Source organism: Pantoea sp. CTOTU46764 (assembly GCF_031974595.1).
In the GTDB taxonomy this organism is placed as follows: domain Bacteria; phylum Pseudomonadota; class Gammaproteobacteria; order Enterobacterales; family Enterobacteriaceae; genus Pantoea; species Pantoea trifolii.
In genome coordinates this window covers 1-14,927 of sequence record NZ_DALYOQ010000094.1, presented here as the reverse complement: position 1 = coordinate 14,927, position 14,927 = coordinate 1, and the positions used below count along the sequence as shown (strand labels likewise).

Below are 14,927 nucleotides of genomic sequence, written 5' to 3'. Positions count from 1 at the left end.
GCCACCGTCACCGGCAAAGGCGACGGCGGCAAACATGTGCAGCTGCCGCGCGTGCTGCGCTTTGGTGTGTACGGCATGGTGATTCCGTGGGGCCTGTTTACGCTGGTGATCTACGGCATGATTGTGGTCGGCGGCTTTGTGCAGTCGTGGGGATTAAATGATGCGCTGACCATCCAGCATTACGTGCGCGCCTTCGGCGTAACTTTCAGCGATGGGCATTTGCTGTGGAGCGGTGTGGCGTGGAACTCGTTCTGGACCACGCTGGAGATCGCGCTGATTGCCGCACCGCTAACCGCAATAGTTGGCCTGCTCACCGCCTGGCTGATTGTGCGCCAGAAGTTTGCCGGTCGTCAGACCTTCGAGTTCCTGCTGATGCTGAGCTTCGCCATTCCCGGTACGGTGATCGGCGTAAGTTATGTGATGGCGTATAACCTGCCGCCGCTGGAGATCACCGGCACCGCGATGATCCTCGTGGCCTGCTTTGTGTTCCGCAACATGCCGGTTGGCGTGCGCGGCGGCATCGCGGCGATGAGTCAGCTGGATAAAAGTCTGGATGAAGCGTCACTGACGCTCGGGGCTAACAGCTTCCGCACGCTGCGCAAAGTAGTGCTGCCGCTGCTGAAACCGGCGATCAGCGCCGCACTGGTCTACGCCTTCGTGCGTGCTATCACCTCGATCAGTGCGGTGATCTTCCTCGTGAGCGCGCAATACAACATGGCAACCTCTTACATCGTCGGGCTGGTGGAAAACGGCGAATACGGTGTGGCGATTGCTTACTCAACCGTCTTGATTGTAGTGATGTTGGCAATCATCGGCATGTTCCAGTGGCTGGTGGGCGAACGGCGTCTGCGCCGCGTGGCCCGTCCGGTCGACATGGCAATTCCGCCAGCTTCAACGTCCTTAACCCAGGAGAGAGCCGTATGACACGCGTAACCGCTGGATCTGTGGTGTTTGAACACGTCTCGAAACGCTTTGCCGGTTTTGATGCGATTCCCGATCTCTCGCTGACGGTGGAACCGGGCACGCTGGTGACGCTGCTGGGTCCATCCGGCTGCGGCAAAACCACCACGCTGCGGCTGCTGGCCGGGCTGGAGCATCCCACCGCTGGCCGTATTTTGATTGGCGGCAAAGATGTCACCAACTTGCCCGCTAACGAGCGCGACGTGGCGATGGTGTTTCAGTCTTACGCGCTGTTCCCGCACATGAGCGCGCTCGACAACATCATGTATGGCTTGCAGTCGTCGGGCATGAATAAGCGTGAAGCGCAGGACCGCGCCCGTGAAGGGCTCAAGTTAGTGGGCCTCGAACATCAGGGCCAGCGCCTGCCTTCGGAGCTCTCCGGCGGTCAGCAACAGCGCATTGCGGTGGCACGCGCGCTGGTGCTGGAGCCACAAGTGCTGCTGCTGGATGAGCCGCTCTCGAATCTTGATGAGCGTTTGCGTCGCCGGGTGCGCACCGATATTCGCGATCTGCAACAGCGGCTCGGCTTCACGGCGGTGTACGTCACGCACGATCAGGAAGAAGCGCTGGCGGTGTCCGATAAGATTATTGTCATGAAAGAGGGTGATATTGCCCAGCAGGGCGCGCCGGAAAGTCTCTATCACGCGCCGAACTCGGTGTTTATCGCCGACTTTATGGGCGAGGCGAATATTCTGCCGTGCGAAGTGGAGCAGCTTGATGGCAGTGAAGCGCTGGTGCGACTCGGCAGCCAGCGTTATCGCGTGCGCGGCAACGGTTTGAAAACCGGCGCGGCACAGCTGTCGGTGCGACCGCAGTTTATTACGCTGCGCGGAGAAGGCGCAGGCGCACTGCGCGGCGAAGTGACGCACAGCACGTGGCTTGGCGACCATATCGAATATGAAGTCGCTACCGAATTGGGTTCGCTGTTTATTGTCGATGCCGAGATGGAGCAGCAGCTGCCGCTGGCATCGAACGTCGCGATTGATTTTAAACCTCAGGGTTTGGCCCTGATTGCCGGTTAATTTAAGGATGGATGATGAGTGAATTAGACAATGACCCGCTGTTATCGCGCCTGATTTTAGCAGAGAAGGTGGCACGCGCCGGCGGCGCGAAGGCGCTGGAGTATTTCCATCAGCGCGACACCTTAGTGGTGGAGACCAAATACGATTTGCAGGATGTGGTATCTCGCGCTGACCGCGAAGTGGAACAGATGATCGACCAGCAGATTCGCGCACAGTTTGCCGACGACGGTTTCCTCGGCGAAGAGTACGGTTTGCAGGACGGTTCTTCGGGTTATACGTGGGTGGTTGATCCAATCGATGGCACCAGTCCGTTCCTCAACGGCATGCCGAACTGGTGCGTGTCCGTTGCGGTGCTGCACGACGGTGTGCCGGTGATTGGCGTGATTTTCGCGCCCACTTATCAGGAATGTTACGTCGCCGCTCTCGGACAGGGTGCGACGCTCAACGGCAAGCGCTTGCAGGTGGATGCCAGTCGCACGCTGCAAAATCATGTCACCGGATTTGGTGCCAACAGCCACGTTAGCCCGGATGAAGTGGGGAAAATCCTCGCATCGCTGCTGGCGGCCGGCGGTAATTTTATTCGCATTGGATCGGGTGCCTTGATGCTGGCGTGGGTCGCAGCTGGGCGTGTGGTCGGTTATTACGAGCCGTATATGCATGCGTGGGATTGTCTGGCCGGTTATTGCCTGGTAAAAGAGGCGGGCGGCTGGTATCACCCGTTTAACACCGAAGGCGAACGTTTGCTGAAAGGCGCGCAGGTACTGGCGGTTGCGCCAGGTGCGGAAACGGATTTGAAGCGCATTGCCGGGTTGTGAATTTGATTGAGGTCGCCATAAATGGCGACCCTACAAAACCATCGTAGGGGCGCCATTTATGGCGACCGCTTCTTACACCAGAATAAACTCCCGATAACCCGACCAAATCACATAAATCGCGAAATAAACAAAAATCAACGCCGAAGCGAGATAGGAATACTTCAACAAACGCTGCCCCAGCAGCTTGCCGCCCATGCTGCCAACCATGCACATTACGCAGGTCCATACCACGCCCGCAATAAAGAAACCGCCGAGGAAGGATGACGTTGCCGCCGCGCTACCGTGTCCCATGCGGGAAATCAAGGCACCGCCGACGCTGGCAAACCACAAAATCGCGGTCGGCGATGACATCGCCAGCATCACGCCACGACTGAACTCGCGCAGCAGCGATCGATAGGGCTGTTGTGCGGTTTCCGGTAGTGCAGCCTGCTTTTGCAACGCCGCATACAGCATTTTCCCGGCAAACCACAGCAGCATCACACCGCCGCCAATCCACAATATCCAGCGCACGGCGGTGAATTGAAGCACTATCGCCATGCCCGCCAGCGCCAGCAGCGCATAGATTAAGTCACCAATGCAGGTGCCAATCCCCAACCAAAAACCGTGAAAATAGCCGCGTTGCATCGCCAGCGTGATCATGGCGATATTGGCGAGACCGATATCAAGGCACAACGACAAACTCAGCAGAAAACCATTTGAAAACTGCAGCATAGCAACGTCAGCATCCCTGGCATGTTAAGAGGGCTTCATTAAAGCATGCCGGGAAAACGCAGTAATAATAAGAATTACGCATTTGAGGTATTTGGGCTGTTAAGTTTGGAGGTAATCGTGCTCTAACGGCGGATAAATCCCCGATAATGTGAACACGATCACGCCCGTTCGACGCGAATCAAAGCAATCCCACTATAGTCGTAAAGCGGTCTGCAACATCGGCCGCAAGCACAATAAAAAATCCAACGCGACTAACGCTTTTTATCAAGAACATTCCGATTATGGTGGGTACTACAATGAAAAATCACAATAAATTCGTGTCTGGCGGTTTGGCGTCACGTCTAAGCGTGGCATTATCGCTAGCTGTTTTCACATTAGCGGGAAGTGCAATGGCAACTGCAACGGAACATCACAACCAAACGGCCTTAGTGGGCACATGGACCAGCATCCCGGATGCGCCGTTAGTGCAAAATCCAGGTCATCCCAGCGAAGGCTTGTACCGTTTGAAGGTCAATAGCGACGGCACGCTGACGCCGCTCGATTTCATCAAAATGAAAAGCCCATCGTGGATCGTGAAATCGCATGATGGGCGTTTTGCCTACACCACCAATGAAGAGAACGCCGGTGCGGTAACTGCGCTAGCGATTGATCACAGCGGCAAGGTGCGGGTGATTAACGCGGTGGATAGCCACGGCCAGCAGCCGACGCATGCCACCGTCAGCCCGGACGGAAAGTTCCTGTTTGTCGCCAACTATTCGGTGGCCAAAGGCGGCGCCAGCGTAGCGGTGTTCCCGATACATCATGACGGTTCGCTCGGCGAGCAGGCGCAGAATTTCCCGTTTGCCAGCGGCAGCGGTGCGGTAAAAGATCGTCAGGATAGCGGCCACGCGCACTCCACCACCTTTACGCATGATGGCAAATACCTTTACGCCGCAGATCTCGGCGGCGACAAACTGCACGCTTATGCCTATCACGCGGGCAAAACTCAGCCGCTGGCAGCCGATACTTCGCGCGATGTCTCCTTCCCAGCCGGTTCTGGCCCGCGCCACATGGTGTTTTCCCCGGATGGCAAACACGCGTATGTCATTACCGAAATGGCCGGTGAAGTGGTGGTGTTTGCGGTGAAGGACAATCGTCTGGAGCAGCAGGCTAAGGTCAAACTGAACACGGAAAACAGCAGCGCCGAGTATCGCAGCGGCGGCGGCATTATCCTTAGCCCGAACGGCAAGTTTGTGATTGCGGCTAATCGCGGATCGGATAACAGCTTAGTGGTGTTTAAAATTGAGCAGGATGGTTCACTGGGAACGCCGGTGCGCTACAGAGCGGATGGCATTGAACCGCGTGCTTTCGCCTTTGATGCCAGCGGTAAATACCTGTATGTGGCGAACGTGTTCACCAATAACATTACGATGTTCCATTTCGATGCTGAAAGCGGTGTGTTAAAAGCCGCAGGCGAAGTGGCGAAGATTGCCACGCCTACGGATATTAAGTTTTTTAATTGAGTGGTTAATTGAGGTCGCCATAAATGGCGCCCCTACAAATCGGTGATAATCATTCGTAGGGGCGCCATTTATGGCGACCTGCACCTTATTAGTGCTTAATGCTTTTTAGCAGTGCGCACATTTCCATAGCAGCGCAATTAATCTCCCCATTACGCCAATCTGCGGCCTGTTAATTATTTGGCCCACTTCTTGCTTTATACAAAATAACGCCCCAACGATGTGGCAACCCTCTTGTTAACGCAGACAGCGCCGTCTGCCGATCGCTTTTATTCTCTCCGGCCTCCCGGAAACAATCCAATTTGACCCTTCCCTTTCAAGAGGTTGCTATGGCTATTAGTCGTCGTTCATTTATCCAGGGTTCAGCAGTTTCGGCATTAGGTTTGGCGGCGGGCGTTGCGCCTAAGTTTTCTTTCGCCGCCGACAGCAAAGACGCGATTAAAATCGCCAGTATTCTCGACTTATCCGGCGGGCTCGATATCTATGGCAAGCCGATGTCGAACGCGATTAATTTGGCGGCAGAAGAGATCAACGCAGCGGGCGGTTTATTAGGTCGCCCGTTGCAGATGATTAATTACGATGCGCAATCCAACATGCAGCTTTATGCGCAATATGCGCAGCAGGCGGCGCTGAAAGATAAAGTGGCGGTGGTGCACGGCGGCATTACCTCGGCTTCGCGCGAGGTTATTCGTCCGGTGCTGGATCGTTTTCGTTCGCTCTATTTCTACCCGGCGCAATATGAAGGCGGCGTGTGCGATCGCAACTATTTCTCTTCCGGTTCTACTCCGGCGCAAACCGTGGAAAAACTGGTGCCTTATGCGGTGAAGAAGTGGGGCAAAAAAGTCTACGTGCTGGCGGCGGATTATAACTACGGGCAGATCGTCTCGGCGTGGGTGAAAAAGTCGGTGCACGATAACGGCGGCGAAGTGATGGCGGTTGAATTCTTCCCGCTGGATGTCACCGATTTTGGTGCGGCCATCTCCAAAATCCAGAGCGCCAAACCCGCTATGGTGTGGTCAGCACTGGTTGGTGGCGCGCACATCTCCTTCTATCGCCAGTGGCATGCGGCCGGTATGAGCGGCAAGATCCCGATTGCCTCCACGGCGTTTGGCGGCGGCAATGAACACATCATTCTTTCGCCGGAAGAGAGTAACGGCATTCTGGTGGCCGCCAACTATATGCAGGAAATCCCCTCGCCGGAAAACAAAGCGTTCGTCGAACGATTCCATGCGCGTTACGGCGCGAATACGCCGTACATCAGCGACCTCGCGATGGGCGCTTATCAGGGCATGTTGATCTGGGCGGAAGGGGTGCGCAAAGCGGGCGATATTGATCGCATGAAGGTGATTGAGGCGCTGGAGTCCGGCGTCACGCTGACCTCGCCGAGCGGCAAGCTGAGCGTTGATCCGGCCACGCATCACTGTTCGCTGGATGTGCATATCGCCGAAGTGGAAAACCATCAGATGAAAATTCTGGAAACCTTCACCGATCAAGCGCCAGTGGATACCGCGATGGTGTGCGATCTGAAGAAAAATCCGCGCGATACCAAACAGTATCAAATTGAGCTGTAACAGGAGCCGCTATGGATCTGTTCATTATCTACGCCATTGAAGTGCTCAATGCCATCGCCGTGCTGGTGATCATGAGCGTTGGGCTGGCGGTGGTGTTCGGCATGATGAAAATCGTCAATATGGCGCACGGCGAATTCATGATGCTGGGCGGCTACAGCGCCATTCTGGCTACCAATCAGTGGGGCGTGCCGATTTGGATCTCAATGTTGGTGATCGCGCCGCTCACCGTGGGCGTGTTTGGCGCGGTGATAGAGCGCGTGATTATCCGTCATCTGTACGGACGGATGATCGATACCATGCTGGCGACTTGGGGGCTGAGTCTGGCGTTGATCGGTGCTGCCACCATGCTGTTCGGCAACACCACGCTGGGCATCAGTTCGGCGCTGCCCAGCGTCAGCATCGGCCATTACAGCACCAGCGGTTATTCGCTGTTCATGATTGTGTTTGCCGTCGGCTTGCTCGGCGCGCTGTGGCTGCTGCTGCGCTTTACCACCTTAGGTCTGTGCGCGCGCGCCACCATGCAGAATGCGCGCATGGCGGCAGCGCTCGGCAGTAATCCGGGCAAGATCTACAGCCTGACGTTTGGCTTGGGTGCGGCGCTGTCGGGATTAGGTGGTGCGCTGTTAGCGCCGATTACCGGCGTGATCCCAACCATTGGCGTCAGTTTTATCGCCAAAGCCTTTATCACGGTGATTGGCGGTGGCAGCGCCATCATCGCCGGCACACTCTCCGCCTCCACGCTGTTCGGCACTATTTCACAGCTGGTGACCTACTTCTCCACGCCGGTGTTTGGTGCGGTTGCGCTGTTGCTGAGCGCCATTGTGCTGCTGCGCTTGCTGCCGCAGGGCATCACCGGGCGCTTCTTCAGGAGATCGCTGTAATGAAACTGTTCTCGGAAAAGATCCAGATTGTCGTCACTTCTCTGGCGATGGTGCTGGTAGCGCTGTGGCTGTCAGGCGTGATTGAGCTCTACACCTTGCTGTCACTGACGGTGTTTCTGGTGATGGGCTTGTTGTCGCTCAGCCTGGCATTTATCTGGGGTTATGGCGGCATCCTGTGCTTCGGTCAGGCGGCGTTTTTTGGTTTAGGCGCTTATACCTATGCGATTTGCGCCATCAACTGGGGCGATTCGACCTGGGCAGTAGTGATGGCGGTGCTGCTGCCAACGCTGTTCTCGCTGCTGCTCGGCTATGTGATTTTTTATGGCGGCGTCAGCGATGTCTATCTCGGCGCGATCACGCTGGCGGTGAGTCTGGTGCTGTTTAACTGGGTCAACTCCACCTCCGGCAGCGAATATCACATCGGCGAAGCGCTGCTGGGCGGCTTTAATGGCATTCCCTCGGTGCCGACGCTCAACCTACCGTTCCAGCCAGATGCCATTTTATCGCCCGAGGCGATCTTTATGGTCACCGCCGGATGTCTGGCACTTTGCTACGCCTTGCTGAAGTTCGTGCTGCTAAGCCGCTTTGGCAAAACCGTGGTGGCGATTCGTGAGAACGAGCAGCGCGCCGGATTGCTCGGCTACAACGTGCCGGCGCATAAGCTGGCGACCTTCGCCATCGGCGCAGCCATTGCCGGACTGGCGGGCTGCTTGTACGTCAACTGGGGCGCGTTTGTCAGTCCCGGCGTGTTCAGCATCAGCCAGTCGGCGCAGATCATCATCTGGGTGATTGTCGGTGGACGCGGCACGCTACTTGGGCCGGTGATCAGCTGCGTGCTGTTGCAGTGGATGGTGACGCGGCTGGGCGCGCAGCAAACCGTGGATGTCAATTTAGTGCTCGGCGTAATCCTGGCGGTGTTTGTGTTGCTGATTCCGGGCGGCATTTTACCGACGCTGCAGCGTCTGTGGCGGCGCAAGCGTCCCGCCGCCGCACCCGCCAGCCGTGCGCAGGTCAGAGAGGTGAAACCATGACAACCAATGTGTTGCTGGAAACCCGCAAAATGGGCGTCAGTTTTGGCGGCGTACATGCGGTGAAAGAGGTGGATTTCACCCTACGTGAAGGTGAATTGCGCTGCCTGATTGGCCCCAACGGCGCAGGCAAAAGCACCTTCTTCAAGATGTTGAGCGGCCAGGTGACGCCGACGCGCGGCGAGTGTCGCTATCGCGAACAGGTGATCTCCGGCAAACGACCTTGGGAGATCGCGCGTTTGGGAATTGGCATCAAAACCCAGGTGCCGAGTGTGTTCGAGGGGTTAAGCGTGCGGGAAAACTTGTGGCAGGCGGCGGCGAATAAGCTGGCGAAAGCGGCGCTGCCAGCGGCGATTGAACAGGTGCTGGGGGATATCGGTCTGGTTGATCTGCAACACGCGGTGCTCTCGGAACTGGCGCATGGTCAGCGGCAATGGGTGGAACTGGGGATGATCCTGATCTCCAAACCGCAGCTGGTGCTGCTGGATGAACCGGCGGCGGGCATGACGCATCAGGAAGTGCGTAAAACCGCGCAACTGATCAAGGCGATTAATCAGCAGAGCACGGTGGTGGTGGTGGAACACGACATGGAGTTCATCAGCATGATTGCGCAGCAGGTGACGGTATTTAACCAGGGCGCGGTGCTGGCGGAAGGCAGTTTCCGCGAGGTGACGCAAAATCCGTTGGTGAAAGAGGCGTATCTCGGCAATCTGGAGATTAAACATGCTTGAAATAAAAGAGATGGTTTCGGGCTACAACAAGATTCCGGTGCTGAACTTATCCGCGCTGTTTGTCGGCGCGAAGTCGTTCACCGGCGTGCTGGGCCGCAACGGCATGGGCAAAACCACGCTGCTGCGCACCATTATGGGCGAACTGCCAGCCTGGCAAGGCCGCATTGCGCTGAACGGCATCGATATTACCGGTTATCAGGCGCATCAGCGTGCGGTGGCGGGCATCGGTTTTGTACCGCAAGGGCGACAAATATTCCCCCAACTGACGGTGGAGGAGAATCTGCGCATGGGCTGCGTGAAACACTTCTCCCGCGCCGGGCAGATTATCGAGCAGATGCTGGAGTACTTTCCGCGTCTGAAACGCCTGCTGGCGCAGCCGGGCGGTGCGCTATCGGGCGGCGAGCAGCAGCTATTGGCGCTGGCGCGTTGCCTGTGCGGCCAGCCGCAGCTGGTGCTGCTGGATGAGCCAACGGAAGGGATTCAACCGAATATCTGCGAGGAGATCATTGAGACGTTGCGGCGGCTGCGCCATGAGATGGATATTTCGATCATTCTGGTGGAGCAGGATATCGAGTTTCTCTATGCGCTGTCTGACCAGATTCATGTGATTGAAAAGGGGCAGATTGTGCAGCGGATCAATCCGAAAACCCAGTCGAGTGCCAGCGTGGCGGAACAGTTTTTAGGGTTTCATGTTTGAGTTGTATTGCCATTGCCCTCTCTCGCAGGCGGGAGAGGGAACCGATGGAGCATGTGGCAGCGTCTCCCTCTCCCTGTGGGAGAGGGCCGGGGTGAGGGCATCAGCGCGCAGAGCACGTTGTCCGCCCTGACACAGCACCCGGCAGCATCAGCAAAGCACGGATTCAGCCGCTCGCTTACTGTGAGGCTTCCTCATTCGGGATGCGCATAGGGTGAACCATGACTGAACAAACATTACTGGCAACGCTTTCTGGTGTCCGGCTGCATATTTTCCATCCTGATTCACAGAGCGTGCGCGCGTTTTGCGCTTCGCTGACGCAGTTAGGCTGTCACGCGCAGCACAGCTGGCCGCCTGCTGCATCAATCCCTGTGGATACGCAGCTGCTGCTGGTGGCGATTGATGTTCATCAGCAGCAGCCTTTATCCACTCTCTTCAACAGCGCGCGCGAAAAGGATATTCCCATTATCGCGCTGGCGGATAGCCACAACGCGCGGCTGTTTCCGCTACTGCTGCAATTCCAGCCGAACGCCATCGCCGAGCGTGAGCTCAATCCGTTTGCCTTAATTGTGCAGATGATTGGCACGCTACAAACCGTGCTTCATCACCAGCGGTTGCGTGCGGTGCAGCAGGAGCGTAAAGCGCGCGGGGAAAGGTTGGCGCAGGCCAAAGGCGTGCTGATGCAAACCTTCGGGCTGGATGAATCGGGGGCGTATCGCTTGATGCGCAGCGAAGCGATGAACACGCGCAGCAGCATGGAATACACCGCCGAGCGCGTGATCACCACGCTACAAAAGTAACGGCGCGTCCGGCTGCCGTAACAGGCTGCTGGGCGTATAACCAAAGGCTTTGCGAAACGCCAGGCTGAAGTGCGACATATCGCTGAAACCGTGATCCAACGCCACCTGAGTGATATTGCGCGCTTTGCCTTCGGCCAGAACGCGATGGCACGCCTGCAAACGCTCCTGCCAGAGGAAGTTCATCGGCGTGGTGTCGTGGGCGGCAAACACCCGGCTGATGGTGCGCGGCGAGACGTGATGCGCATTGGCGATCTGCGCCACCGACAGCTCCGGCTCCTGCAGATTGTGACGCAGAAAACTCACCACGCGCGAATACAGATCCGGTTTCAGCGCCTCTTCGCTGTGCTGCAAATTGACGCTCACCGAAATCATATTCAGCAGCGTGTTGGCAAACTGCTCCGCCAGAAACGGATTCTCGCGGTCGGGATTAAACACAAAGGCTTCCTGTAAAAGCAGCTTAAGCGATGCCATGCCGGGGCGCGTAAGATCCAGCGTTTTGCCCGCCAGTTTGGCGGTGGCAGGCGCTTCCTTCTCCATGATGTGGCGCGGCAGATGCACGATATTGATCGCCACCTTCTCCATGGCAAAATCAAACGGCGTCGCGGCATCGTAGACCACCACGTCGCCCGCGCTGACGCGTGATTGATGGCCATTCTGCCGCAGCGTGCCGCTGCCAGCGCAAACATAACCCAGATAGAAATCGTGATTAGGATGGCGGCGGATGCACTCCGGCGTGCGTTGCCACATCAGCGCGGTATGCGATACGTGATTGGCAATATCCATGTGACCGAGCATCGAATAGGCAAAGCTGCCGGAAAAGGTGCCGGAGTGCATCTGGCGCGCTTCGGCTTTGATCAGACGCGAGCACACCGCATCACGCCAGGCATCGAAGCGATGACGGTTATCGAGATCGTCGGTGGTGAAAAGCTCTTTCACATCAGCATCCCCTAAACATGGCGAAAAAGGGCGGAAGTCAGGGAGTTAAAGCAAGTTTCAGGCCATGAGCGGGTGAAATGACCGCCCCGAATTTGTTGGGGCGGCAAAGGCGGCGGATTTACAGCGCGGGATGCTGTTTGTGCCAGTCGGTAACCTGCTGGAAGGCCCACGCTCCCTGAATCATGGTGGTTTCGGCGAAATGTGCCGCGACCAACTGGAAGCCAATCGGTGCACCGCTGGCGGTTTTGCCGCACGGCAAGGTGATGGTGGGATGTCCGCTGGCGTCGAATGCACTGGTATAGCGCAGTACGCCGTTAAACAGTGCCTGATCGGTACCAAAACGGGTCATGGTGTCCCAGGTCAATCCGGCATACGCGGTGGCCGGTGCCAGAATCAGATCAACCTGAGTAAAGAGCGCGGAGATATCGCCGCGCAGCGCTGCACGGCTGAGCAGCAAGCGCTGATACGCCAGCGCGGTGACGCTGTGGCCAAGATCCAACAGGCCAGCCAGGCCGGGACCGTATTGATCTTTCTGCGCTGGATAGGTCTCTTCATGCGCCAGCGCAGTTTCCACGGCGCAGAGTGCGCTCCACTCGGCGGCGGCTTTTTCGGTATCAGGCAAGGTGATATCCACCATGGTCGCGCCGAGCGAGCTCAAGGTGGCGATCGCCGATTGCAGCGCGGCGCGGGTTTCCTCGTCAACTTTCTCCAGCGCCCAGCTTTTATCTACGCCGATGCGCATCTTGCTAATGCCGCGCGTCATCAGCGCCAGATAATCCGGCACCGGCTCGCTGCTGGAGGTGGGATCTTTGTCATCGCGACCGGCAATCGCCTGCAACATGGCGGCGGCATCGGCGGCGTTACGCGCCATCGGACCAATATGATCCAGTGATGCCGCCAGTTCACAGGCACCATGACGCGTGACGCGGCCCCACGTCGGTTTAATACCGGTCAGACCGTTGGCGTTGGAGGGAAAACGAATCGAACCGCCGGTATCGGTGCCAATCGAGCCGAAGCATAAACCTGCGGCGGTGGCGACGCCGGATCCGCTGGAGGAGACGCCGGTCCACAGCGCATTGCCCCACGGATTATTCGGGCGGACGATGTCAGGATGGTGATCGGCGAAGGCGCTTTCGGTTTGCGTCAGTTTGCCGAGAATCACCGCACCCGCCGCGCGGAAGCGCTCCACCACGGTGGAGTCTTCTGAAGGGTAACGATCTTTGTGGATGATCATGCCGTGGCTGGTAGGCGCGTCTTTGGTCCAGATCAGATCTTTCAGCGCAATCGGTACGCCGTGTAGTGGACCGCGCATTTTGCCCTGCGCAATTTCGGCATCGGCTTCAGCCGCCTGTTGCAGCGCACTGTCGCGCATCACGTAGAAGTAGCTGTGTAAGTCGCGATCGAGCGTATCGATGCGCGTCAGCAGGGTTTGTGTGACCTCCACCGAAGAGATTTCGCCCGACTGAATCAAGCGGCCAATTTCCAGCAAGCTTTTGTAATGCAGATTATCCATCGTGACCTACCTCGTGAGTGAGAGATGTGTTGATGAATAACGTAAGTCACCGCGTGAAGTGCGGCTGTGTTTAGGCGGACAGATGGTATGTCAGAACTGCCAATGCATTTCCCTCACCCCAGCCCTCTCCCGCAGGCGGGAGAGGGAGCAGACGGTGCACAATCGGTTCCCTCTCCCGTTTATGGGAGAGGGTTAGGGTGAGGGCAAAAACCATTAAAGCTGCTGAACATTTCGCCGATAACTCTCAGGAATAGTACACAACGAGGATTATTTTCATGCTAAATGGGATTGGCAGCAGCGTACTGAGAAATTTAATCGCATCGAATGCGGTGGTGACGCCAGCGGTGAACAACAAATCCGCGCAAAACCCCCTGACGGCGAAAGCGTCCACCAAAGTCACCTTCAGTGAGGCGAGCGATGCCATCGCCGCTATCTATAAAATCGAACCCGCGCAGGTTAAGAGTTCCGTCGATGTCACCAGCAGCCTGCAAGCGCAGCTCAACGGTGCCGCGCATGCCAGCGGCGTCGGCATGAACGGTCTCGGCAGCACCTTACTGAGTAATCTGGCCAGCCATCGCGGCGACGTGACCTTGAGCGTGCCAGCCACCGAAGCGGTGAGCGGCGCAAAGAGCAGCAGCCAAAGTGCGCTGGCACTGACCATCACCACCCAATCTGGCGTGCAGGTGAGTTTGCAGATGACGCATCAACAGGGCGGCTTGGTGGTGGAACTGAAAACCAGCGGCGGCCAGCTGAGCAACGATGAAGCGGCGGCGATGGGGCAGCTGTCAGCGGGTTTACAGAAGGCGCTGGATGGACTGGATGGTAGCACCACCAAACTTGATATCAGCGATCTGATGAAGTTCGACAGTTCCGTGTTGAAAAGCGTCGATTTGAAGACCGATCTGCGGAATGGCAATAACGTCACGCAGTCGTTGAATCTGCATGCCGACGATCAGGAGCGCTGGCTTGGCTTCCATAACGGCGATGTCAGCATCAAACTTGATACTGATATGTCGAAACTGACGCAGGCGGGCAGCGCGGGGCTGCAGGCGGCGGCACTGGATCAGTGGAGCAGCAAATTCGATCAGGCGGCTTCGCGCGGCTATGGCGATAGTGACATGCTGGCGCTGTTTAAGGACAGTTTCCGCGCGCTGAACACCACCGAAGGTAAAGCGGCGGAAAGCATCAACACGCAGCGTGTGAAGTCGATTGATGCCAATGCAGCGAAGAACGGTGCGATCAGCGGACTGGCAGATTTCTCGGCTACGTATCAGCAGACGCCGGTTTCCGGTAATCCGTATAAGCCGGAAGAGCAAGACACCTTCTCACTTAACGTGGCGCAAAAAACCGCTGCCCAGACGCATGGCGATACCCAGGATTTGACCCAGCAAACGCTATTTAAACTCAAGGCCAGCTTCCACACCGCGTTGGATTCTGCCTCGGCGGTGAAATTGACCGAACAGAAGTCGTCACAAAATTATAAGTACCATTTGATTGATGACGAAGAGCGAAGCCAGACATCGGTGGCGCAGAATAAGAAAGGCGATTTGACCGCGAATTATTCCCAGCAGCTGACGCAAAATGAGACGGTGCAAACCTATCAGCTGGCGAAGTTGATTGATAGCGTGCAGATCCCGCACAGTGCGAAAAACGAATTCTCCCGCAGTTTCGCCGCCGCGCAATTTGATGCGCAAATATAAAAACGTAGGGTCGCCATTTATGGCGTAATGCTCGTCAGTTAAGACTTAATCATGCCGGAACGCATA

At 56.9% G+C, this 14,927-nt stretch carries 14 protein-coding genes; 11 read left to right on the top strand and 3 right to left on the bottom strand.

The window, feature by feature from the left end:
- The 3 genes from RTM06_RS21320 to RTM06_RS21310 form a co-directional block, all read left to right on the top strand.
- On the top strand, window positions 1-924 hold a 924-nt coding region (locus tag RTM06_RS21320; protein ID WP_312184638.1), incomplete at its 5' end, for an iron ABC transporter permease.
- Window positions 921-1,982, top strand: coding sequence for an ABC transporter ATP-binding protein (locus tag RTM06_RS21315; protein WP_008109395.1), 1,062 nt, complete (start codon window positions 921-923; stop codon window positions 1,980-1,982). The genes RTM06_RS21320 and RTM06_RS21315, both read left to right, overlap by 4 nt.
- 14 nt (window positions 1,983-1,996) lie before the next feature.
- Window positions 1,997-2,797 (top strand): inositol monophosphatase family protein, encoded by an 801-nt coding sequence (locus RTM06_RS21310; protein ID WP_312184637.1) that lies wholly within the window; start codon window positions 1,997-1,999, stop codon window positions 2,795-2,797.
- 72 nt (window positions 2,798-2,869) lie between these two features.
- Here the strand turns inward: RTM06_RS21310 and RTM06_RS21305 are convergent, their stop codons facing one another.
- Window positions 2,870-3,508: a LysE family transporter gene (locus RTM06_RS21305; RefSeq protein WP_312184636.1), complete on the bottom strand. Its 639-nt coding sequence runs from the start codon at window positions 3,506-3,508 to the stop codon at window positions 2,870-2,872.
- 389 nt (window positions 3,509-3,897) lie between these two features.
- On the opposite strand from RTM06_RS21305, the gene RTM06_RS21300 reads away from it, so the two are divergent.
- The 7 genes from RTM06_RS21300 (at window position 3,898) to RTM06_RS21270 (ending at window position 10,712) form a co-directional block, all read left to right on the top strand.
- Entirely contained in the window at window positions 3,898-5,010 is a 1,113-nt protein-coding gene (locus RTM06_RS21300) for a lactonase family protein (protein WP_312184635.1), read from the top strand.
- 326 nt (window positions 5,011-5,336) lie between these two features.
- Window positions 5,337-6,578 (top strand): ABC transporter substrate-binding protein, encoded by a 1,242-nt coding sequence (locus RTM06_RS21295; protein WP_312184634.1) that lies wholly within the window; start codon window positions 5,337-5,339, stop codon window positions 6,576-6,578.
- A gap of 11 nt (window positions 6,579-6,589) precedes the next feature.
- Window positions 6,590-7,459 carry an ABC transporter permease subunit gene (locus RTM06_RS21290; protein WP_312184633.1) on the top strand — a complete coding sequence of 290 codons (870 nt, stop codon included), beginning with the start codon at window positions 6,590-6,592 and terminating at the stop codon, window positions 7,457-7,459.
- Window positions 7,459-8,490: a branched-chain amino acid ABC transporter permease gene (locus RTM06_RS21285; protein ID WP_312184632.1), complete on the top strand. Its 1,032-nt coding sequence runs from the start codon at window positions 7,459-7,461 to the stop codon at window positions 8,488-8,490. Before RTM06_RS21290 ends, RTM06_RS21285 begins: the two co-directional genes overlap by 1 nt.
- Window positions 8,487-9,218 (top strand): ATP-binding cassette domain-containing protein, encoded by a 732-nt coding sequence (locus RTM06_RS21280; protein ID WP_256698559.1) that lies wholly within the window; start codon window positions 8,487-8,489, stop codon window positions 9,216-9,218. The genes RTM06_RS21285 and RTM06_RS21280 overlap by 4 nt, the downstream gene beginning before the upstream one ends.
- The gene (locus RTM06_RS21275; protein ID WP_312184631.1) at window positions 9,211-9,915 is read left to right on the top strand and encodes an ABC transporter ATP-binding protein; all 705 of its coding nucleotides are present in this window, start codon (window positions 9,211-9,213) and stop codon (window positions 9,913-9,915) included. The genes RTM06_RS21280 and RTM06_RS21275 overlap by 8 nt, the downstream gene beginning before the upstream one ends.
- Before the next feature lie 218 nt (window positions 9,916-10,133).
- Window positions 10,134-10,712, top strand: a complete 579-nt coding sequence (locus RTM06_RS21270) for an ANTAR domain-containing protein (RefSeq protein ID WP_312184630.1) — start codon at window positions 10,134-10,136, stop codon at window positions 10,710-10,712.
- On the opposite strand, the gene RTM06_RS21265 is transcribed toward RTM06_RS21270, so the two are convergent.
- Together RTM06_RS21265 and RTM06_RS21260 are read right to left on the bottom strand one after the other, a co-directional pair.
- Window positions 10,701-11,648, bottom strand: a complete 948-nt coding sequence (locus RTM06_RS21265) for a helix-turn-helix domain-containing protein (RefSeq protein ID WP_312184629.1) — start codon at window positions 11,646-11,648, stop codon at window positions 10,701-10,703. The two genes, RTM06_RS21270 and RTM06_RS21265, sit on opposite strands and share 12 nt — an antisense overlap.
- 118 nt (window positions 11,649-11,766) lie before the next feature.
- Window positions 11,767-13,161, bottom strand: a complete 1,395-nt coding sequence (locus RTM06_RS21260) for an amidase (protein WP_312184628.1) — start codon at window positions 13,159-13,161, stop codon at window positions 11,767-11,769.
- 275 nt (window positions 13,162-13,436) lie between these two features.
- Between RTM06_RS21260 and RTM06_RS21255 the strand changes: the two genes are divergently transcribed.
- Window positions 13,437-14,861, top strand: a complete 1,425-nt coding sequence (locus RTM06_RS21255; RefSeq protein ID WP_312184627.1) for a hypothetical protein — start codon at window positions 13,437-13,439, stop codon at window positions 14,859-14,861.
- Window positions 14,862-14,927: the final 66 nt, after the last annotated feature.